Annotated in this window: 22 protein-coding genes; 9 read left to right on the top strand and 13 right to left on the bottom strand. The window is 63.2% G+C overall.

Annotation, left to right across the window (positions count from 1 at the left end; all coding sequences use genetic code 11):
- Positions 1-270: 270 nt before the first annotated feature.
- Positions 271-2,331 carry an AsmA family protein gene (locus tag F8N82_RS22225; RefSeq protein WP_038997420.1) on the top strand — a complete coding sequence of 687 codons (2,061 nt, stop codon included), beginning with the start codon at positions 271-273 and terminating at the stop codon, positions 2,329-2,331.
- A gap of 84 nt (positions 2,332-2,415) precedes the next feature.
- On the opposite strand, the gene F8N82_RS22220 is transcribed toward F8N82_RS22225, so the two are convergent.
- Together F8N82_RS22220 and osmE are read right to left on the bottom strand one after the other, a co-directional pair.
- Positions 2,416-2,946, bottom strand: coding sequence for a ferritin-like domain-containing protein (locus F8N82_RS22220; protein ID WP_038997419.1), 531 nt, complete (start codon positions 2,944-2,946; stop codon positions 2,416-2,418).
- 90 nt (positions 2,947-3,036) lie between these two features.
- Positions 3,037-3,390 carry an osmotically-inducible lipoprotein OsmE gene (gene osmE / locus F8N82_RS22215; RefSeq protein ID WP_038997418.1) on the bottom strand — a complete coding sequence of 118 codons (354 nt, stop codon included), beginning with the start codon at positions 3,388-3,390 and terminating at the stop codon, positions 3,037-3,039.
- Positions 3,391-3,513: 123 nt separating this feature from the next.
- Between osmE and F8N82_RS22210 the strand changes: the two genes are divergently transcribed.
- The gene (locus F8N82_RS22210; RefSeq protein WP_038997417.1) at positions 3,514-4,404 is read left to right on the top strand and encodes a lipase family alpha/beta hydrolase; all 891 of its coding nucleotides are present in this window, start codon (positions 3,514-3,516) and stop codon (positions 4,402-4,404) included.
- On the opposite strand, the gene F8N82_RS22205 is transcribed toward F8N82_RS22210, so the two are convergent.
- Entirely contained in the window at positions 4,385-5,278 is an 894-nt protein-coding gene (locus F8N82_RS22205) for a DMT family transporter (protein ID WP_038997416.1), read from the bottom strand. The genes F8N82_RS22210 and F8N82_RS22205 overlap by 20 nt on opposite strands.
- A 98-nt stretch (positions 5,279-5,376) precedes the next feature.
- On the opposite strand from F8N82_RS22205, the gene F8N82_RS22200 reads away from it, so the two are divergent.
- A complete protein-coding gene (locus F8N82_RS22200) occupies positions 5,377-6,183 on the top strand; it encodes an AraC family transcriptional regulator (protein WP_038997415.1) in 807 nt (268 codons plus the stop codon).
- Between the two features lie 63 nt (positions 6,184-6,246).
- Complete coding sequence (locus F8N82_RS22195; protein WP_038997414.1) at positions 6,247-6,528, top strand: PsiF family protein; 282 nt, start codon at positions 6,247-6,249, stop codon at positions 6,526-6,528.
- 6 nt (positions 6,529-6,534) lie between these two features.
- On the opposite strand, the gene F8N82_RS22190 is transcribed toward F8N82_RS22195, so the two are convergent.
- Complete coding sequence (locus tag F8N82_RS22190) at positions 6,535-7,455, bottom strand: hypothetical protein (protein ID WP_141231045.1); 921 nt, start codon at positions 7,453-7,455, stop codon at positions 6,535-6,537.
- Between the two features lie 217 nt (positions 7,456-7,672).
- Between F8N82_RS22190 and F8N82_RS22185 the strand changes: the two genes are divergently transcribed.
- Complete coding sequence (locus F8N82_RS22185) at positions 7,673-8,680, top strand: AI-2E family transporter (protein WP_038997412.1); 1,008 nt, start codon at positions 7,673-7,675, stop codon at positions 8,678-8,680.
- 72 nt (positions 8,681-8,752) lie between these two features.
- Here the strand turns inward: F8N82_RS22185 and F8N82_RS22180 are convergent, their stop codons facing one another.
- Positions 8,753-10,018 carry an Hsp70 family protein gene (locus tag F8N82_RS22180; RefSeq protein WP_038997411.1) on the bottom strand — a complete coding sequence of 422 codons (1,266 nt, stop codon included), beginning with the start codon at positions 10,016-10,018 and terminating at the stop codon, positions 8,753-8,755.
- Positions 10,019-10,178: 160 nt separating this feature from the next.
- Between F8N82_RS22180 and cbpA the strand changes: the two genes are divergently transcribed.
- Both cbpA and F8N82_RS22170 read left to right on the top strand, forming a co-directional pair.
- Complete coding sequence (gene cbpA / locus F8N82_RS22175) at positions 10,179-11,138, top strand: curved DNA-binding protein (protein ID WP_038997410.1); 960 nt, start codon at positions 10,179-10,181, stop codon at positions 11,136-11,138.
- 2 nt (positions 11,139-11,140) lie between these two features.
- Positions 11,141-11,446, top strand: a complete 306-nt coding sequence (locus tag F8N82_RS22170; RefSeq protein ID WP_038997409.1) for a chaperone modulator CbpM — start codon at positions 11,141-11,143, stop codon at positions 11,444-11,446.
- A gap of 87 nt (positions 11,447-11,533) precedes the next feature.
- Here the strand turns inward: F8N82_RS22170 and F8N82_RS22165 are convergent, their stop codons facing one another.
- The 7 genes from F8N82_RS22165 to urtA form a co-directional block, all read right to left on the bottom strand.
- Positions 11,534-12,055 carry a GNAT family N-acetyltransferase gene (locus F8N82_RS22165; RefSeq protein WP_038997408.1) on the bottom strand — a complete coding sequence of 174 codons (522 nt, stop codon included), beginning with the start codon at positions 12,053-12,055 and terminating at the stop codon, positions 11,534-11,536.
- Between the two features lie 5 nt (positions 12,056-12,060).
- On the bottom strand, positions 12,061-12,588 hold the full coding sequence (locus F8N82_RS22160; protein ID WP_038997407.1) for a GNAT family N-acetyltransferase: 528 nt from the start codon (positions 12,586-12,588) through the stop codon (positions 12,061-12,063).
- A 38-nt stretch (positions 12,589-12,626) separates the two neighbouring features.
- Positions 12,627-13,325, bottom strand: coding sequence for an urea ABC transporter ATP-binding subunit UrtE (urtE, locus tag F8N82_RS22155; RefSeq protein WP_038997406.1), 699 nt, complete (start codon positions 13,323-13,325; stop codon positions 12,627-12,629).
- A gap of 69 nt (positions 13,326-13,394) precedes the next feature.
- The gene (gene urtD, locus F8N82_RS22150; RefSeq protein WP_038997405.1) at positions 13,395-14,255 is read right to left on the bottom strand and encodes an urea ABC transporter ATP-binding protein UrtD; all 861 of its coding nucleotides are present in this window, start codon (positions 14,253-14,255) and stop codon (positions 13,395-13,397) included.
- The gene (urtC, locus tag F8N82_RS22145) at positions 14,252-15,331 is read right to left on the bottom strand and encodes an urea ABC transporter permease subunit UrtC (protein ID WP_038997404.1); all 1,080 of its coding nucleotides are present in this window, start codon (positions 15,329-15,331) and stop codon (positions 14,252-14,254) included. Before urtC ends, urtD begins: the two co-directional genes overlap by 4 nt.
- Entirely contained in the window at positions 15,331-16,827 is a 1,497-nt protein-coding gene (gene urtB, locus F8N82_RS22140; protein WP_038997403.1) for an urea ABC transporter permease subunit UrtB, read from the bottom strand. The genes urtC and urtB overlap by 1 nt, the downstream gene beginning before the upstream one ends.
- Before the next feature lie 40 nt (positions 16,828-16,867).
- Positions 16,868-18,133: an urea ABC transporter substrate-binding protein gene (urtA, locus tag F8N82_RS22135; protein ID WP_038997402.1), complete on the bottom strand. Its 1,266-nt coding sequence runs from the start codon at positions 18,131-18,133 to the stop codon at positions 16,868-16,870.
- Between the two features lie 245 nt (positions 18,134-18,378).
- Between urtA and F8N82_RS22130 the strand changes: the two genes are divergently transcribed.
- Complete coding sequence (locus F8N82_RS22130; RefSeq protein ID WP_224793688.1) at positions 18,379-18,954, top strand: hypothetical protein; 576 nt, start codon at positions 18,379-18,381, stop codon at positions 18,952-18,954.
- A gap of 54 nt (positions 18,955-19,008) precedes the next feature.
- The gene (locus F8N82_RS22125; RefSeq protein ID WP_038997400.1) at positions 19,009-19,557 is read left to right on the top strand and encodes a hypothetical protein; all 549 of its coding nucleotides are present in this window, start codon (positions 19,009-19,011) and stop codon (positions 19,555-19,557) included.
- Here the strand turns inward: F8N82_RS22125 and cycA are convergent, their stop codons facing one another.
- Entirely contained in the window at positions 19,558-20,976 is a 1,419-nt protein-coding gene (gene cycA / locus F8N82_RS22120; RefSeq protein WP_095162055.1) for a D-serine/D-alanine/glycine transporter, read from the bottom strand.
- Positions 20,977-21,022 lie beyond the last annotated feature (46 nt).

Raw genomic sequence — 21,022 nt, 5'->3', positions numbered from 1 at the left:
AGTTCATAAAGATAATGGTAACAATCAACGCAATTGATGTTTTGCAGCGGCCGCTCTAGGCCGCGGCTTATGGCGCTATGAACCGCTGCGTTGGGACCGTTACCACAGCCGAAGGAAGCGGTAACGATCGACAAAAGTTGAGAAAAAGGTCAGAAAAAACCTCGTTATCATGGCTGATCAATTAAACCCCTCGGCGTTTCATCAGTCCGAAGAGATAAGTGCCATCAATACGCCCGCTTTTTGCCATGCAGTCATCAGGAGAATCGTGCAATGACGCGCCCCGCTAAAATCATCACCTGGACCCTCGCCAGCCTGCTGCTGGTGCTGGCTGTACTGGTGATCGTCATCGCCACCTTCGACTGGAACCGGGTCAAGCCCACCCTCAATGCCAAGGTCTCCGAAGCGTTGCACCGGCCCTTCGCCATCAATGGCAACCTGACGGTGCGCTGGCAGCGCGAACCGGAGCAGGGTGGCTGGCGCGCCTGGCTGCCGTGGCCGCACTTCATTGCCGAAGACCTGACCCTGGGCAACCCCGACTGGCTCAAGGAGCCGCAGATGGTCGGCCTCAAGCGCGTCGAGTTCCGCCTGGCGCCGCTGCCGTTGCTGTTGCAACAAATCGTCATTCCGCGCATCGATCTCAACCAGCCGACCGCCAGCCTCAAGCGCCTGGCCGATGGCCGCGCCAACTGGACCTTCGACTTCGGCCCCAAGGATGAGCAGGCCGAGCCGTCGAAATGGGTGCTGGACATCGGCGCCATCGGCTTTGACAAGGGCCAGGTCAGCCTCGATGACCAGACCCTGAAAACCCGCATGGACATGCTGATCGACCCGCTGGGCAAGCCGATCCCGTTCAGCGACATCGTCGGCAAGGCCTCGGCGCAAAAGGTGGGTGCCGCCCAGGACTACGCCTTCGGCCTCAAGGTCAAGGGGCGCTACAAAGGCCAGGCGCTGGCCGGTACCGGCAAGATCGGCGGCTTGCTGGCCCTGCAGGACGCCTCCCAGCCGTTCCCGCTGCAGGCCGACATGGCCATTGGCGATACCCGCATCGCCGTCGCCGGCACCCTGACCGACCCGCGCAACCTCGGCGCCCTCGACCTGCGCCTGCGTCTGTCGGGAGCGAGCCTGGGCAACCTGTATCCGCTGACCGGCGTGACCCTGCCCGATTCGCCGCCCTATGCCACCGATGGTCATCTCAGCGCCAAGCTGCATGAACCTGGCGGCGCGGTGTTTCGCTATGAAGGCTTCAACGGCAAGATCGGCGACAGTGATATCCATGGCGACCTGGCGTTCGTCGCCAGTCAGCCAAGGCCGAAGCTGACCGGCAAACTGGTGTCCAACCAGTTGCTGTTCAAAGACCTGGCACCGCTGATCGGCGCCGACTCCAATGCGCAGCAGAAAGCCCGTGGCGGTGCCAGCAAGCAACCGGCTGGCAAGGTGTTGCCGGTCGAGGCGTTTCGCACCGAACGCTGGCGGACCATGGACGCTGACGTGACCTTCAGCGGCAAGCGCATCGTGCACAGCGCCGAGCTGCCGTTCACCGATCTTTCCAGCCACTTCGTCCTTGACGACGGTGTGCTGCGCCTGGAGCCACTGCGCTTTGGCATCGCTGGCGGCAAGCTCGACGCCCAGGTGCGCCTCGATGGCCGAAGCGTGCCGCTGCAGGGCAGGGCGCAATTGAGTGCGCGCAACTTCAAGCTCAAGCAGCTGTTCCCGACTTTCGAGCCGATGAAGACCAGCTTCGGCGAACTCAACGGTGACGCCGACCTGAGCGGGCGCGGTAACTCGGTAGCGGCTTTGCTGGCTACCGCCAATGGCGACCTGAAGATGCTGATCAATGACGGTGCGATCAGCCGTGGCTTGATGGAGATCGCCGGGCTTAACGTCGGCAACTATGTGGTCGGCAAGCTGTTTGGCGACAAGGAAGTGAAGATCAACTGCGCGGCGGCCGATTTCGGCATCAAGGACGGCCTGGCCACCACCCGGGTGTTTGTCTTCGATACCGAGAACGCGATCATTTACATCGACGGCACGGCCAACTTTGCCAGCGAGCAGTTGGACCTGAAGATCAACCCCGAGTCCAAGGGTGTGCGCCTGTTCTCGTTACGCTCGCCGCTGTACGTGCGCGGGCCGTTTGCCAAGCCAAGTGCTGGCGTGCAGGCATTGCCGCTGGCGCTGCGTGGCGCCGGGATGGTGGCGTTGGGTGTGGTTGCAGGGCCGGCGGCGGGGTTGCTGGCGCTGATCGCGCCGAGTGGTGATGTGCCGAACCAGTGCACGCCGCTGCTGGAACAGATGAAGGCTGGCAAGGCGCCGCGGGCGGTGAAGGCAGGTTGAGCAAAGCAATCGCGGGGCAAGCCCGCTCCCACATGTACCTGTGGGAGCGGCGGTGCGGCGACCCGACATGACCCGCGATAAGGTTTACAGGCCTTGCAGCAAGTCCGCCATATCGTCGGCGTGCTCTTCTTCCTGGGCCAGGATATCTTCGAAGATGCGGCGGGTGGTCGGGTCGCTCTCGCCGATGTACTGGATGATCTCGCGGTAGCTGTCGATGGCGATCCGCTCAGCGATCAGGTCTTCAAGGACCATCTCCTTGAGGTTCTTGCCGGCCACGTACTGGGCGTGGGAATTCTTGCTCAGGTTGTCCGGGTTCAGGTCCGGCTCGCCGCCCAGCTGGACGATGCGTTCGGCCAGCTTGTCGGCATGTTCCAGCTCTTGGGTGGCGTGCTCGAGGAACTCCTCAGCGGCGACACTGGCCTTGATCCCGCTGGCCATGTAGTAGTGGCGCTTGTAGCGCAGGGCGCAGACCCACTCGGTGGCCAGCGACTCGTTGAGCAGGCGCAGGATCTTCTCCCGGTCGGCACTGTAACCTTCGGTCACGGCGCCCTGCTCGACATGCTGGCGGGCGCGTTCACGCAAGGTTTTAACATCGGTCAGTTCAACGTTGCTCATCATCATCTCCAGGCTGAAAACGGATAGATCTTCACGCTCTGTCGGCGCGCTGGTCACTTAAGCTGTGAGTCCCCCGCGCGCGGAAAAGTTTTATAGCTTGGCCTTGGCCTTTTCGACGGCCTCGTCATCGACCTGGCGCTGTTCGCAGGTCTTGAAGCCCTTGGCGTCGACATGGCCGGTGGCGTCGAAACGTACGTAGTAGGCCTGCTGCTTGCCGTCACGGTTGAGGATGTAGTTGTTGCAGGTACCGCCATGGGGCAGGTCGATCACCGTCGACGGGCTGCCGCCAATGGCGATCACCCGCTGCATGGTCATGCCGTTCTCGACCTGCTTGACCAGCGGCTCTTCGTGATAGGTGACGTAGTCCACCGGGTTTTCCGGGCGGCTGCCGCAGGCGGCCAGGGTAGCGGTGGTCAGGAGGATGGCCAGGGTCTGTTTGTACATGGTTGAGCTCCTTGCTGAGGGTCTATTGGCTTGGAACCCCAGTGAGCGGCGGGAGTTCGATTGCGATTGCCATCGAGTTGCCTGTAGGGTTGGGCGACTGTCCACGGAACGGGGAATGCAGCCATGGCCCAAGGGCTTGCCACGCGTTATCCACTGGTGCTGGTGCCGGGCATGCTCGGGTTTGTCCGCCTGCTGCTGTATCCCTACTGGTTCGGGATCGTTTCGGCATTGCGCCGTGGTGGGGCGACGGTATTTGCCGTGCAGGTGTCGCCGCTCAACTCCTGCGAGGTGCGCGGCGAGCAGTTGTTGCTGATCATCGAGGACCTTCGGCGGCGCACCGGCGCCGACAAGGTCAACCTGCTCGGCCACAGCCAGGGTGCCCTGACCGCGCGTTACGCCGCAGCCAAACGACCGGAATGGGTGGCGTCGGTCACCTCGATTGCCGGGCCCAATCATGGCTCGGAGCTGGCCGATCACCTGCATGAGTATTACCCCGCCGACTCCGCGCGCGGCCGTCTGCTCAAGGCGCTGCTGCATGGCCTAGGGGTGTTGATGGGCTGGCTGGAAACCGGCTGGCGCGGGCCGAAACTGCCGATTGACGTACACGCCTCGCACCAATCGCTCACCAGCGCCGGCGTGGCGCGGTTCAACCAGGCTTATCCACAGGGCCTGCCGACCACCTGGGGCGGCGAGGGCCCGGCCGAGGTCAATGGCGTGCGTTACTACTCCTGGTCCGGCACCCTGCAACCGGGCCGCACCGATCGCGGTCTCAACCGCCTGGACGGCAGCAACCGCTTCTGCCGCCTGTTCGCCCGTACCTTCGTGCGGGAAAAGGGCCAGTGCGATGGCATGGTCGGGCGCTTCAGTTCGCACCTGGGCCAGGTGATCGGCGATGACTATCCGCTCGATCACCTGGACATCGTCAACCAGTCGCTAGGTGCGGTGGGCAAAGGCGCGGAACCGGTGCGGCTGTTCACCGAACATGCCGCCAGGCTCAAGGCTGCGGGGCTGTAGCGCTGCGGCGCAAGGGTGTTTTCCAGCGTTCGGCAAGTATTACCCCAACCAGGGTCAGCACCCCGCCCACCAGGTGATAGAGGGCCAGTTGCTCGCCCAGCACCATCGCGGCGATTACTGCCGTTACTGCCGGCAGCAGGTTGAAGAACAGCGTCGTGCGGCTCGGCCCCAGGCGGCTGACTGCCTGCATCCAGGCCAGTGGCGCGATCATCGAGGCCAGCACGCAGGCATAGATCACCAGGCCGATATTGCCCGCGCCCAGGCCAGTCTTTTGCGAGAACAGGAACAACGGAAACAGCACGATGATCGCCACCAGCACCTGCAGATACAGCAGTTGCAATGGCGGGATACGCAGCTGCCACTTTTTCAGCAGGGTGCTGTACACCGCGTAGGCGAGGGTGGCGATCAGCATCAGCGCATCGCCGCCGTTGACCCCATGCTGCACCAGCACTGCCAGATCGCCCGCCGAGACCACCACCAGCACACCGATGAACGACACCAAGGCGCCGATCAGCGCGCCGATGGTCAGCCGCTGGCCTAGGCTGATGATTGCCAAGGCCAGGGACATCAATGGCATCAGTGAAAGGATGATGCCCATGTTGGTGGCGCTGGTGATGGCCGCGGCGAAGTAGGCCAGGCTCTGGTACACCGCCATGCCCAGCACGCCGAGGATGAAGATCTTGCCCAGGTGCGGGCCGATGGCTGCCCAGTTGCGCAAGACCGGGCGCAACAGGAACGGAGTGAACAGCAGGCCGGCCAGCAGCCAGCGATAGAAACCGATCTCGGCGGGGAAGATCGCCCCGGCAGACATCTTGGTGACCACGGTATTGCCGGCCCAGATGAAGATTGCCAGCAACGGAAACGCATAATTCATGAAACGGGAACTCTTGAGGGTACAGGCGACTATTATCCGCTTGTCTGTCCTGTTGCTTATACTTGTATCCAGACAACCTGCGCATAGATCCAGACAGCATGTCGATAAAGTACGTAAACATCCCGCAATTCGAGGCCTTGCCCGCCCCGGTGTATTTTCGCTACGACGAATTCGGTGCCGACACCCACAGCGCCGCCCACCGTCACGCCTGGGGCCAGCTCAACTATGCGGCTCACGGCATCATGCACCTGGAGATCGACGGCCAGCGCTTGATCTCGCCGCCGCACTATGCGGTGTGGGTCCCGCCCGACACCGAGCACAGCTGCTACAACCCGCAGGCCATCGTCTATCGCTCGGTGTACCTGGACCGCACCCTGTGCCAGGGGCTGCCGGCCGAGCCCTGTACCCTGGTGATCAGCGACATTCTAAAGGCTATCCTTGGCGATTTTGCTGCTCGCGATGTCAAGGTTGCGCAAGATGAAGCCGATCAGCGCCTGGCTCAGGTGCTGGTCGATCAGTTGCGCCGCGCACCGACCCAGACCTGCTACCTGCCCTACGCGCGCAGCGCCGGCCTGGGCGAGGTGCTGCAAGCCCTGCATGCCGAGCCCGGCGACAATCGCCCGCTCGGCGATTGGGCCGCCAGCGTGCATGTCAGCGAACGCACCCTGGCCCGGCAGTTTATCCGCGAACTGGGCATGAGCTTTGGCGAGTGGCGCCTGCGTTTGCGCTTTCTGCGTGCCATCGAGGCGCTGGAGCAGAACCTGCCGATCCAGCAGATTGCCTTCGACCTGGGCTACAGTAGCGCCTCGGCGTTCATCGCCATGTTCCAGCGCCAGGCCCACTGCACTCCCGAACAGTACCGGCGGCAAGCGCGGGCTGAAGCGCCTCGTGCTGGTGGTTTGTAAGAATATTTGTCTAAACTCTCGCGCAAGGCTGCGCGCTTGGCGCGGCGACCAGGAGAAAACGCCATGAAGATTGTGCGTGTGCCGTTGATGTTGCTCGGTTTGCTGATGTGTTCCCAAGGATTTGCCGCCACCGCGCAACAGGAGAAAATGAAAACCTGTAACGCCGATGCCACCACCAAGGCGCTCAAGGGCGACGAGCGCAAGGCGTTCATGAGCACCTGCCTGAAAGCCAAGCCTGCGACTCAGCAGGAAAAAATGAAAACCTGCAACGCCGACGCCACCACCAAGGCGCTCAAGGGCGATGAGCGCAAGGCGTTCATGAGCGACTGCCTGAAGAAAAAGTAACCTTCGTCAGTTGGCGTAGGTCACCGACTCGAGCCGGTCCAGGCCTTGGCCCATAAACAGCGAGAACGGCCGGCCGGCGCGGTTGGCCAGCTCCCGGCAGTCGCTCTGCAGCAGGCCGACACGCAGGTCCTTGCCCGGGGTCAGGTTCAGGCTCTGCTTGCCCAGCGAGCCGATCTCGAAGGCCATCTCGAAGGGGCGCCACGGGCTGCGCTGCGGCGTATTTTCGGCTTGCCAGGCTTTGACCTGGCCGTTGTGGATTCTCTCTTTCAGGACCGGGTCCTTGAAATCGAAGCGTGCTGGCAGTTGGGCGAACTGCAGGTACGCGTACTCGATGATGACCTGCGCACGCTCCGGAGGGCCATCGTCGAGCTGCACGATCGACTTGAACTTGAACGGCCCATCGGACACTTCGGCCAGCGCGTGACAGGTGATGATGCTCGACACTTGGCTGTCGGTTTCGGCAGCAAGTTTGCGCTCTTGCGCCGTGGCGCTGGACAGCACTTCTATCCGGTCGTCGAGCTTGAGCTGCAGGGTCACTGGCCCCTTTATGCGTTCGACCGACTCCCGCCACTGATCGTACTTGGCGTCTGGGGCGTCCGTTTCCAGGGTGACATCGACTTCCCAGGAGCTGGCCGCGCGGGCCCGGGGAATTTCATCGAGCAATTCGCGCAGGGCCTGGCGTTTGCTGGCTTCGAGTGAGCGTGAGACGCTGATGAGGATGACCCGACTGTCGTTCGAGTCGAGCTCGACCTCGATGTCTTCGGGGTCGATTTTGAGTGCCAGGATGGCCTGGTACAAGTCATCGCCGTAGCGCGTGGCGAGGCCGCCGTAGAAGGAACTGACCGACTGCTGAAAGTGCAGGGTGGCGAAATCTTCCGAACAGCCGCCAAGCAGCATCAGTGGAAGCAGGACAAGCAGTTTGCGCATGGTCTGGAGCTCTTTGCCTTGAAGGTGGAAAGGCACAGAGGACTCCTGTCTCGCTTACCTGCGAAAGCGCCAGCGTCGGCGCCACCCTTCCATGGGGGCGGCAATGATAGAAACATCGTGGCGGCATTGCCAGCCGCAACGCTGCAGCGTGCCACTATGCCTGCCCGGCGAAGGCTGGCAGACTGCCGGTTTTCCATGCGTCGCCTTTCGAGGTTGTATGACCTTTACTCAGCGCCAGATCACCCTGGCCAGTTGGATCATCGTCTTCACCGGATTGTTGCTGGTGTTGCCGCTCAAGTTGTTGCCGAGCCTGCTGGCCGGCCTGCTGGTGTTCGAACTGGTCAACATGCTCACCCCCAAGCTGCAGCACCTGATTTCCGGCCAACGTGCGCGCTGGTTGGCGGTGGCGTTGCTCGGCACCCTGGTGGTCAGTACCCTGACCCTTTTGTTTGCCGGCGCCATCAGTTTTCTGCTGCACGAAGCGGAAAACCCCGGGGCGTCACTGGACAAGTTCATGCTGCTGGTCGATCAGGCGCGCGGCCAACTGCCGCCGTTCATCGACGCCTACCTGCCGGCCAGCGCCTCGGAGTTCAAGGTGGCCATCGGCGAATGGCTCAAGACCCACCTGGGTGAGCTGCAACTGGTGGGCAAGGGTGCGGCGCACATGTTCGTCACCTTGCTGATCGGCATGATCCTCGGCGCCATCGTCGCCCTGCAGCGCATCCCCGACATCTCCAAGCGCAAGCCCCTGGCGGCGGCGCTGTTCAATCGCCTGGCGCTGCTGGTGCAGGCGTTTCGCAACATCGTCTTCGCGCAGATCAAGATTTCCCTGCTCAACACCTTCTTCACCGGCATCTTTCTCGCCGTGGTACTGCCGCTGTTCGGCGTGCACCTGCCGCTGACCAAGACCCTGATCGTGCTGACCTTCCTGCTGGGCTTGCTGCCGGTGATCGGCAACCTGATGTCCAACACCCTGATCACTATCGTTGGCCTGTCGTTGTCGATCTGGGTGGCGATGGCGGCACTGGGCTATCTGATCGTTATCCACAAGGTCGAGTACTTCCTCAACGCGCGGATCGTCGGCGGGCAGATCAGTGCCAAGTCGTGGGAATTGCTGCTGGCGATGTTGGTATGCGAGGCGGCGTTCGGACTGCCGGGGGTGGTCGCGGGGCCGATTTACTACGCCTATCTGAAGAGTGAGTTGCGCCAGCAAGAGCTGGTGTGAATTTTATCGCGGGTCAAGTCGGACCGCCGCTCCCACTGTAGGAGCGGCGGTCCGACTTGACCCGCGATGCTGTCAGCCGTAACGCTTGCGCGCCTCGATCGCCAGACCGCTGCCAATGCTGCCGAAGATGTTGCCTTCGACGTGCCGGGCATTGGGCAGCATCGCCGCCACGCTCTGGCGCAATGCCGGGATGCCGCTGGAACCGCCGGTGAAGAACACCGTATCCACCTGTGCCACACCCACGCCGGCCTTGGTCAGCAGCTCGCTGACACTGCCGCGTACGCGTTCGAGCAGGTTGTCGATCGACTCTTCGAACAGCGCCCGGGTCAGTTCGACGCTGAGCTCCGGCTGGACCCGCTTGAGGTCGACCAGGCGGCGGTCGTTTTGGGTCAGTTCGATCTTGGTCTCTTCCACTTCCATCGCCAGCCAGTGCCCGGCGCGCTGTTCGATCAGCTTGAACAGGCGGTCGATGCCATCGGTGTCTTCGATGTCGTAGCGCATGCTGCCCAGGGCCAGCTGGGATTTTTGCGAGTACACCGAGTTGATGGTGTGCCAGGTGGCCAGGTTCATGTGGTGGCTGGTGGGCATGAAGGCGCCGCTTTTCATCCGGCTGCCGTAGCCGAACAGCGGCATCACGCCCTGCAGGCTCAGTTGCTTGTCGAAGTCGGTACCGCCGATGTGCACGCCGCCGGTGGCGAGGATGTCCTGTTGGCGATCATCGAGCATGTGCCGCTCAGGGGCCAGGCGCACCAGGGAGAAGTCCGAGGTACCACCGCCGATGTCGACGATCAGCACCAGCTCTTCGCCCTGGATGTTCGACTCGTAGTCGAATGCGGCGGCAATCGGTTCGTACTGGAACGACACTTCCTTGAAACCGATCTTCCTGGCAACTTGCGCCAGGGTGTCTTCGGCTTCCTGGTCGGCGGCCTGGTCGTCATCGACGAAATGCACTGGACGGCCCAGTACCACCTCGTCGAAGGCCCGGCCGGCGTTGGCCTCGGCGCGCTTTTTCAGCTCACCGATGAACATGCCCAGCAAGTCCTTGAACGGCAGTGCGGTGCCCAGCACGCTGGTGTCGTGCTTGATCAGCTTGGAACCCAGCAGGCTCTTGAGCGAGCGCATCAGGCGGCCTTCATAGCCTTCGAGGTATTCGTGCAGGGCCAGGCGGCCGTACACCGGGCGGCGCTCCTCGATGTTGAAGAACACCACCGACGGCAGGGTGATCTTGCCGTCTTCCAGGGCGATCAACGACTCCACGCCCGGGCGGTGCCAGCCGACGGTGGAGTTGGAGGTGCCAAAGTCGATACCGCAGGCACGGGCCGGGGATGCGTCACTCATGGGTTGTACTTCCGGGGGAAAAACGGCCGCGCAGTTTATGCCAGTCGTCAGCAGAATCAAGACCGATTATCTGCTTTGCGGCAAACCCATGAGCACCTTGAAAGGCTATGCTTGACCCCAATCTACACAAGCATTCGATTAACCCATGGTGATTCCTTAGATGGACTTCAAAGACTATTACAAGATTCTTGGCGTTGAGCCCACTGCGGATGACAAGGCGATCAAGACCGCCTACCGCAAGCTCGCGCGCAAGTATCACCCCGACGTCAGCAAAGAGCGTGACGCCGAGGAGAAATTCAAGGAGGCCAACGAGGCCTATGAAGCCCTGAGCAGCCCGGAAAAACGCGCCGAGTACGACGAACTGCGCAAGTACGGTCAGCATGGCCGGCCGTTCCAGGGCCCGCCGGGCTGGCAAAGTCGCGGTTCGACGGGGGCCGAGGGTTTCGGCGACGGTGGCGATTTTTCCGATTTCTTCAGCTCGATCTTCGGTTCGCGCGGTGGCAACGGCAATCCTTTTGGCCGCGGCCAGCAACGCAGTGCCGGACGGCGGGGGCAGGACGTGGAAATGGAACTGGCGATTTTCCTTGAGGAAACCTTGTCCAGCGAATCCAAGCAGATCAGCTTCCAGGTGCCGCAGCACAACGCCAGCGGCCAGCGCACCGGCTTCACCACCAAGACCCTGAACGTGAAGATCCCGGCCGGTGTCAGCGACGGCGAGAAGATCCGCCTCAAGGGCCAGGGCGCGCCGGGCGTCGGTGGCGGCGCCAATGGCGACCTGTTCCTGACCATTCGCATGGCACCGCATCCGTTGTTCGATGTCGAAGGTCATGACCTGATCATCACCGTGCCACTGGCACCGTGGGAAGCCGCGCTGGGCACCAAGGTGGCGATGCCGACCCTGACCGGCAAGGTCAACCTGACCATCCGTCCGGACAGCCAGAACGGCCAGCGCCTGCGGATCAAGGGCATGGGCCTGAGCAACAAGCAGGGTCAGCGTGGCGACCTGTATGCGCAATTGAAAGTGGTGATGCCGAGCCAGTCCGATGCCGCCGCTCGCGAGCTGTGGACCAAGCTGTCGGAGAAGGCTGCGTTCAACCCGAGGACACAATGGAGTAGCTGATCATGAGCAGTACCCTGATCGTTCAACTGGACATGCAGACCCTCTGTCAGGAAGCCGATCTGCCGGCGGCCTACGTGATCGAAATCGTCGAACACGGCATTGTCGAGCCTTCCGGGCGAACGCCGGAAGACTGGCTGTTTGACGATCAGGCGCCGGTGCTGGCCAAGCGCGCGGCCAAGCTGCATCACGATCTGGAGCTGGAGTGGGAAGGGGTGGCGCTGGCGCTGGAGCTGTTGGAGGAAGTGCAGCAGCTACGCAGCGAGAACAGCATGCTCAGGCAGCGCCTGGGGCGGTTTGTGCAGGGCTGAGTGGGTTGCGGCCGCTGCGCGGCCGATCACCGGTAAGGCCGGCTCCCACAGGGGACTGCATGCACCGGGCGATTGGCCCCAAAAGAGCTACAGCAACTTGAAGTACAACGCCGTCGCCCGATAAACCCCGTCCGGCCCACAGGCGTAATCCGGAATCTCGCCGGCCTTGCTGTACCCCAGCGACCGATAGAAAACCTCGGCCGCCGAGCCGGCCTCGGTATCCAGGTACAGCATGCCGCGCTGCTTCTGCCGCGCCGCCAGTTCCAGTGCCTGCATCAGTTGCTGGCCCAGCCCGCGCCGGCGCGCCGCGCTGTGCACCAGCAGCTTCTGCACTTCTGCGCGGTTCGAGCCGTTGGGCTTCAGGCACAGGCCCAGCTGAACGCTGCCCAGCACTTCCTTGTCCTTGCCCACCACCCACAGCAACAGCTCGCCGCTGACCAGGCGCTGCCTTACTTCTTCAAAATAGCGCTCGGCCTGCTGCCCATCGATATCCGCCAGAAAGCCTACCGAGGCGCCCTGTTGCACGGCATCCAGCAGCAACGCCACCAGGCCGTCGCGGTAATACGTAAAGCTTTCATGGGTTACACGATTGAGCTGCGCAGCATTCACAGGCGTCACTCCATTGTCGGGGGCGGGGCATCGGGGTTGAGGATCAACTGCATGAAGGTCAGGTCCAGCCAGCGGCCAAACTTCACTCCGACCTGGGGCATCTGCCCGTTGAGGGTGAAGCCCAGGCGCTGGTGCAGGCGAATCGAGGCGGCGTTGGCGCTTTCGATGGCGGCGACCATCACGTGTTTGTTGCAGGCGCGGGCCCGTTCGATCAGCGCCTGCATCAGCTTGGGGCCCAGGCCATTGCCGCGCTGGTCGTTGCGGATGTACACCGAGTGTTCGACGGTATGGCGAAAACCTTCGAACGGCCGCCAGTCGCCAAACGAAGCATAGCCCAGTACCTGCTCGGCAGCGTCCACCGCCACCAGGATCGGATACCCCTGGGCCTGGCGGGCATCGAACCAGGCCTGGCGGTTGGCCAGGTCCACCGCTTGCTCGTTCCAGATCGCCGTGGTGTTGAGCACGGCATCGTTGTAGATATCGCGAATGCCCGGCAGGTCGGCAGGCACAGCATCGCGCAGCAGGTAAGTCATGGCAGGTTCTCGAACAGGGACACGGTGATCGGCTCAGGTTAAATGGTTACCAGGCCGCGCACACCCTCGGCTTCCATATTTTCACCACGCCCGGCCTGGATGATTTCGCCGCGCGACATCACCAGGTACTGGTCGGCAAGTTCGGCGGCAAAGTCGTAGAACTGCTCGACCAGCAGAATCGCCATGTCGCCACGGGCAGCCAGCTTGCCGATCACCGCGCCGATCTCCTTGATCACCGAAGGCTGGATGCCTTCGGTGGGCTCATCGAGGATCAGCAGCCGCGGCTGGCTGGCCAGGGCGCGGCCGATGGCCAGCTGTTGTTGCTGGCCGCCGGAGAGGTCGCCGCCACGGCGCTGTTTCATCTGTAGCAGCACCGGGAACAGCTCGTAGATGAACGTCGGCACGCTTTTGGCCTGGCTGGCGCCGAAGCGCGACAGGCCCATCAGCAGGTTCTCCTCGACGGTCAGGCGCGGGAAGATCTCGCGGCCCTGGGGCACGTAGGCGATGCCGGCGTGCACCCGCTGGTGCGGCTTGAGTGCGGTGATCGCCTGGCCTTCCCAGTGCACGCTGCCTTCGCGGGTGGGCAGCAGGCCCATCAGGCAGCGCAGCAGGGTGGTCTTGCCGACGCCGTTACGCCCGAGCAGGCAGGTGACTTCACCGACCTTGGCCTCGAACGACAGGCCGCGCAGGATGTGGCTGCCGCCGTAGTATTGGTGCAGGGAATCGATTTTCAGCATGTCTGATGTCCTTTTTTGGTCTTATCGCGGAGCCTGTGGGAGCGGGCTTGCCCCGCGATGCTTTCCAGATCACCTTCCGAGATAAACCTCGATCACCCGGTCATCCGCCTGCACCTGTTCCAGCGACCCTTCGGCCAGCACACTGCCCTGGTGCAGCACGGTGACGTGGTCGGCGATGCTGCCGACAAAGCCCATGTCATGCTCGACCACCATCAGCGAATGCTTGCCGGCCAAGCGCTTGAACAGTTCGGCGGTGAATTCGGTTTCGGCATCGGTCATGCCCGCCACCGGTTCATCGAGCAGCAGCAATTGCGGGTCCTGCATCAGCAGCATGCCGATCTCCAGGAACTGCTTCTGGCCGTGGGAGAGCAAACCCGCCTGGCGCTCGGCCGAACCGCTCAGGCGAATGGTCTGCAGGATCTCGTCGATGCGGTCGCGCTGTTCGCCGCTCAGGCGCGCAACCAGGCTGGCCAGCACCGACTTGTCGGCCTTCTGCGCCAGCTCCAGGTTCTCGAACACGCTCAAAGCCTCGAACACTGTCGGCTTCTGGAACTTGCGGCCGATCCCGGCCTGGGCGATCTGCACTTCGCTCATACGGGTCAGGTCCAAGGTGTCACCGAACCAGGCCTTGCCGCTGGTAGGGCGGGTCTTGCCGGTGATCACGTCCATCAGGGTGGTCTTGCCGGCGCCGTTGGGGCCGATGATGCAGCGCAGTTCACCGACGCCGATGTACAGGTTGAGGCTGTTCAGCGCCTTGAAGCCGTCGAAGCTGACGTTGATGTCTTCCAGGGTCAGTACCGTGCCGTGACGTACGTCCAGGCCTTCGCCGCGGCGCTGGCCAAGGCCGATGGCATCGCGGCCGCTGCCGGCGTCGAGGATCGGTTCGAGCATGAATTGCGGGTGCACCGGCGCTAGCGGGATGGCTCTCATTGTTCGCCCCTTTTCTTCAGCAGACCAACCACGCCCCGTGGCAGGTACAGGGTCACCAGGATGAACAGCGCACCGAGGCAGAACAGCCAGTACTCGGGAAAAGCCACGGTGAACCAGCTCTTCATGCCGTTGACCAGCCCGGCGCCCAGCAGCGGCCCGATCAGCGTGCCGCGCCCGCCGAGGGCGACCCACACGGCGGCTTCGATGGAGTTGGTCGGCGACATCTCGCTGGGGTTGATGATGCCCACTTGCGGCACGTACAAGGCCCCGGCCAGGCCGCACAGCACTGCGCTCAAGACCCAGACGAACAGCTTGAAACCGCGTGGGTCGTAGCCGCAGAACATCAGGCGGTTCTCGGCATCGCGCAGGGCGGTCAGGACCCGGCCGAACTTGCTCCGGGCCAGGCGCCAACCCAGGTACAGGCTGGCTACCAACAGGGCGACAGTGAGCAAAAACAGCACCGCACGGGTGCTTTGCGCGGTGATTTCAAAGCCGAGGATGCTACGAAAATGGGTGAAACCGTTGTTGCCGCCAAAGCCGGTCTCGTTGCGAAAGAACAGCAGCATGCCGGCGAAGGTCAGGGCCTGCGTCATGATCGAGAAGTACACGCCCTTGATCCGCGAACGGAAGGCGAAGAAGCCGAACACCAGCGCCAGCAACCCCGGCGCCAGCACCACCAGGCACAGGGCCCAGGCAAAGTGCTGGGTGCCGGCCCAGTACCAGGGCAGTTCGCTCCACGACAGGAAGGTCATGAACGCCGGCAGGCCGTCACCGGCCGCTTCGCGCATCAGGTACATGCCCATGGCATAGCCGCCGAGGGCGAAGAACAGGCCATGGCCCAGCGACAGCAGGCCGGCATAGCCCCAGACCAGGTCCAGGGCCAGGGCGACGATGGCGTAGCAGAGGATCTTGCCGACCAGGGTCAGGGTGTAGGCCGAGACCTGCAGGCTGTGCCCGGCGGGCAGCAGCGACAGCACTGGCAGGGCCAGCAGCACCAGCAGTACCACGGCGCCGATGGCCAGGGTCCAGCGCGGGCCGGCCTTCTGGCTGGCGGTAACAAGCAGAGGCTGGTTCATCAGTCGATTACCCGTCCCTTGAGCGCGAAGAGGCCTTGCGGGCGTTTCTGGATGAACAGGATAATCAGCGCAAGGATGAGGATCTTGCCGAGCACCGCACCGATCTGCGGTTCGAGCAACTTGTTGGCGATGCCCAGGCCAAAGGCCGCCCAGAGACTGCCGGCCAGTTGGCCGACGCCGCCAAGCACCACCACCAGGAACGAGTCGATGATGTAGCTCTGGCCCAGGTCCGGGCCGACGTTGCCGATCTGGCTCAGGGCAACGCCGCCAAGCCCGGCGATACCCGAGCCGAGGCCAAAGGCGAGCATGTCCACACGCCCGGTGGGCACGCCGCAGCAGGCGGCCATGTTGCGGTTCTGAGTGACTGCGCGCACGTTCAGGCCCAGGCGCGTGCGGTTGAGCAGCAGCCAGGTCAGCAGCACCACGAACAGGGCGAAGGCGATGATCACCAGGCGGCTGTAGGGCAGCACCAGGTTGGGCAGCACCTGGATGCCACCGGAGAGCCAGGCCGGGTTGGCCACTTCGACGTTCTGCGCGCCGAACAGCAGGCGGATGGCTTGGATCAGGATCAGGCTGATGCCCCAGGTAGCCAGCAGGGTTTCCAGCGGGCGACCGTACAAGTGGCGGATCACCGTACGCTCCAGGAGCATGCCGACCCCGGCGCTGACGGCGAAGGCCACCGGCAAGGCGATCAGCGGGTAGAACTCGATAGCCCCGGGTGCGTAGCGTTGCACCAGGATCTGCACCACGTAGGTGGCATAGGCACCGAGCATGAGCATCTCACCGTGGGCCATGTTGATCACCCCGAGCAGGCCGAAGGTGATGGCCAGGCCCAGGGCCGCGAGCAACAGGATCGAGCCCAGCGACAGGCCGCTGAAGGCCTGGCCGAGCAGCTCGCCGAACAGCAGCTTGCGCTTGACCTGGGCCAGGCTGGTTTCGGCGGCGGTACGCACGCCAGCGTTGTTTTCGACACCGGGTTGGAGCAGCGCCTCCAGGCGGGTGCGGGCCATGGGGTCGCCGGTTTCGCCGAGCAGGCGCACCGCGGCCAGGCGTACGGCCGGGTCGCTGTCGACCAGTTGCAAGTTGGCCAGCGCCAGGCCGAGGGCGGCATGCACGGCGGCGTCGGACTCTGTGGCAAAGCGCCGGTCGAGGAAGGCGACCTGAGCCGGCTGGGCGCTTTTTTGCAGTTGCTGGGCCGCCGCCAGGCGCACGCTGCTGTCTGCACTGAGCAACTGGTGGCTGGCCAGGGCGTTATCCACCAGCCCGCGCAGGCGGTTGTTCAGGCGCAATTTGCGCCTGTCGCCGGGGGCGATGCGGCCTTGCTGCAGGGAGCTCAGCAATTCAAGGCGGGATGGGTCCGGTTGCGCCGCCCAGTCCTGCAGCAGACGCGCCTGCTCATTGGCCTTGGCGGCGATGAAGTAGTCGGCGTCGGCTGCCTGAGCGGCTAGCGGCAGTAGCAGGAGACTGAGGAAAAGGCACAGGAGAGCCTTGGGCATGACGGTTTCCTTGTGGTGTGCTTTGGGGCCTCATCGCGGGTCAGTTGCCCTTCACCGCATAATCCGGTCGCTTGTCGTTGCCTGGAATGAACGGGCTCCACGGCTGCCCACGCAGCGGTTGCTCGGTTTCCCAGACCACGTTGAACTGGCCGTCATCCTGGATCTCGCCGATCATCACCGGCTTGTGCAGGTGGTGGTTGCTCTTGTCCATGGTCAGGGTGTAACCCGACGGCGCCTTGAAGGTCTGCCCGGCCAGGGCTTCGCGGACTTTGTCGACATCGGTGGACTTGGCCTTTTCCACCGCCTGGGCCCACATGTGGATGCCGACGTAGGTGGCCTCCATTGGGTCGTTGGTCACCGCCTTGTCGGCGCCCGGCAGGTTCTTGGCCTTGGCATAGGCTTTCCAGTCGGCGACGAACTGGCTGTTGACCGGGTTATCCACCGACTCGAAGTAGTTCCACGCGGCCAGGTGCCCCACCAGCGGCTTGGTGTCGATGCCGCGCAGTTCTTCCTCGCCCACCGAGAAGGCCACCACTGGCACGTCGGTGGCTTTCAGGCCCTGGTTGGCCAGCTCCTTGTAGAACGGCACGTTGGAGTCGCCGTTGACCGTGGAGATGACTGCCGTCTTGCCGCCAGCGGAGAACTTCTTGATGTTGGCGACGATGGTCTGGTAATCGCTGTGGCCGAACGGCGTGTAGACCTCTTCGATGTCCTTGTCGGCCACGCCCTTGCTGTGCAAAAAGGCGCGCAGGATCTTGTTGGTGGTGCGCGGGTAGACGTAGTCGGTGCCCAGCAGGAAGTAGCGCTTGGCGGCGCCGCCGTCTTCGCTCATCAGGTACTCCACTGCCGGGATCGCCTGCTGGTTGGGCGCGGCACCGGTGTAGAAAACGTTCGGCGACATCTCTTCGCCCTCATACTGTACCGGGTAGAACAGCAGCCCGTTGAGCTCTTCGAATACCGGCAGTACCGACTTGCGCGACACCGAGGTCCAGCAGCCGAACACCACCGCGACCTTGTCCTGGGTCAGCAGCTGGCGGCCCTTCTCGGCGAACAGCGGCCAGTTCGAGGCCGGGTCGACCACCACCGGCTCCAGCAGCTTGCCGTTGACTCCGCCCTTGGCGTTGATCTGTTCGATGGTCATCAGGGCCATGTCCTTGAGCGAGGTCTCGGAAATCGCCATGGTCCCCGACAGCGAATGCAGGATGCCGACCTTGATGGTCTCGGCGGCCTGGATGCTCCAGCTCAGGCCCATCGCCGCGATGGATGCGCTGAGGGTAAAGGCCTTGATCAGACTGCGACGCTTCATAGTGCTCTCTCCATGGAATCGGATGTTCTGTTGGGCAGATGGCGACTTCGCCCAAGAGCGTTAGCAAGGGCTGTGCCGAGTGGCGCGAGGCTGTCTGGAGCGGGGTTTGCACGGTAATTCAGGGTTGCGGGCAAGCATGTCTGCACCGTGATGGCGCTGTGGCCGGTGCGCGGAAAAGTTCTCTGCACAGCTTTGGTTCGCGCGGGTATCATCGCCGCCTTCAACACCGTTCAGGGACGATGACAGTGAACAGACACGTGCGTGCAGGGATGCTGCTGGCCGGCTTATGGGCTGCAATGGGGCAGGTGCAGGCCAGCGAGCCGTCCTCGCTGTATTTTCGTTGCACCATGACTGCCGCCCAGTACGCCGAGGTCAAGGCCGCGCCGCCGGGCGGGGCGCCCGCCTTCGACGATTGGCAGCAATGGTTCGACAGCCAGGGGATGTATGGTCCGGGCAAGGTCAGGAGCGAAGACCTGCGGCCGCTGGTGGCAGAAAACCTGAGAGAGCTGGTCGGCGTCACTGGCTGGGGCACGTACTCGGAGTACGACGAGAAGGCGGGCGCCTGGCGCTTCGCCCTGTTGCAGTTCAGCGAGAACTACGGCGAGATGATCTCGCTGCTGGCGCCCCTGCGCAGCGTTGCGCCGTACTGCGCCGCCGACTCCGACAGTTTCATGCTGGTCTACTCGTACATCTGGGGCGACGGCGACAACGCCTTCCTGACCCTCAACGGCCGCAGCCAGTTCGCCAAGGCGCCGACCCCAGCGCAACGCGCCGAGGCCGATGCGGTGCTGGCCGAATTGCTCAAGGCAGCAGAAGGCTGAGCCTCTCTGAGCTCGGTTTGATCAATATTCACCCACGGAACAAGGAAAGACCCGATGGAAGCTTCGTCGCTGTACATTCGCTGTAACCTCAACCCCGCTGCCTATCAGGCCGCGATGAGCGCGCCGGTGGCCAACCCGCGGCAGTTCGACGACTGGCAATGCTGGTATGACAGCAAAGACGCGTACGGCCCGGGCGAGCTCCCCGCCGAGGACCTGGACCGTACCGCCTCCTGCAGCCTGGGCGATCTGATCGAAGGCTGGGTTGAGTTTTCTGCGGGCAACAGCAGTCATTACGATGAGCAGGCCGGGGTGTGGACGTTCGCCGTGCTGGAGTTCACCGACAATTATGGCGAGATGCTGCAACTGCTGGCGCCGCTGCGGCAACTGGCGCACTATGCCGAAGTCGACTCGGACAGTTTTCTAGTGATCCTTCCTTACATCTGGGGTGGTGACATCAATGCCTGCCTGAGCCTTGGCCAGGGCCGCAGTGTGTTCATCGACGGCCCGAGCGAGGCGCAACGAGCCGAGGCCGACGCCGCACTGGAACAGCAGTGGGACCGTGCGGCGTCGGCGTACGAACAAGAAGGCTTGAAGTTCGACTGATCAGTTGTCGGCGTTGGCGGTCAGCAGCGCGCGATTACGCCGCACGAACTGGTAGGTCACGGCCAGCAGCACGAACCACAACGGCGTGACGATCAGCGCCTGGCGGGTATCGTGCTCCAGGCTCAGCAGCACCAGGATGAAGGCGAAGAACGCCAGGCACACCCAGCACATCAGGCGCCCGCCAGGCATCTTGTACTTCGAGGCCTGGTGCAGCGCCGCGCGCTGTTTGCGGTAGTTCAGGTACGACAGCAAGATCAGCGACCAGACGAACATGAACAGGATCGCCGACACCGTGGTTACCAGGGTGAAGGCTTCGACCAGGTCCGGAATCACGTACATCAGCAGTGCCCCGGCCAACAGGCAAGTGCAGGAGAACAGCAGACCGCTGGCTGGCACGCTGCGCTTGGACAACTGCTCGAAACGCTTGGGCGCATCACCCTGCTGGGCCAGGCCGAAGAGCATGCGGCTGGTGGAGAACACGCCGCTGTTGGCCGAGGAGGCCGCCGAGGTCAGCACCACGAAGTTGATGATACTGGCCGCTGCCGGCAGGCCGGCGAGCACGAACAGTTCCACGAACGGGCTCTTGCCCGGCACCACGTCACGCCATGGCGTGACCGCCATGATGGTGATCAGCGCGAGCACGTAGAAGACGATGATGCGCACCGGGATCGAGTTGATCGCCCGCGGCAGGTTGCGCTCCGGGTTCTTCGCTTCGGCAGCGGTGGTGCCCACCAGTTCGATGCCGACGAAGGCGAACACGGCAATCTGGAAACCGGCAAAGAAGCCCATCAGGCCATGGGGGAACATGCCTTGGTCGTTCCACAGGTTGGCAAGGTCAGCGGTGCGCCCGGCGGGCGACTGGAAGCCGGCCATGACCATGTACAGGCCGGTACCCACCAGGGCGACGATGGCGACGATCTTGATCATGGCGAACCAGAACTCGATCTCCCCGAACATCTTCACCGTGATCAGGTTCAGCGAAAGCAGCAGGCCGACACAGGCAATTGCCGGCGCCCACTGCGGCAGGTCAGGGAACCAGAACTGCGAATAGGCCGAAATCGCGATGACATCGGCGATGCCGGTGATGATCCAGCAGAACCAGTAGGTCCAGCCGGTGAAGTAGCCGGCCCAGGGCCCGAGCAAGTCGGCGGAGAAATCGATGAACGACTTGTAGTTGAGGTTCGACAGCAGCAGCTCGCCCATGGCGCGCATGACGAAGAACAGCATGAAACCGATGATCATGTAGACGAAGATGATCGACGGGCCGGCCAGGCTGATGGTCTTGCCCGAGCCCATGAACAGCCCGGTACCGATGGCGCCACCGATGGCGATCAGCTGGATATGGCGGTTGGACAGGCTGCGTTGCAGGTGGTCATGGTCATCGGGCGTGGGCTGTTGCGGGGACAGGTTCGCGGTCATAGGCAGGCATTCCGTTGAGGTCAATCTTGTTGTGCGCCGCTAGGCT

Source organism: Pseudomonas fluorescens (assembly GCF_902497775.2).
GTDB classification, from domain to species: Bacteria; Pseudomonadota; Gammaproteobacteria; order Pseudomonadales; family Pseudomonadaceae; genus Aquipseudomonas; species Aquipseudomonas putida_F.
The sequence above is the reverse complement of the archived record's forward strand: the minus strand, read 5'-3'. Positions and strand labels throughout refer to the sequence as shown.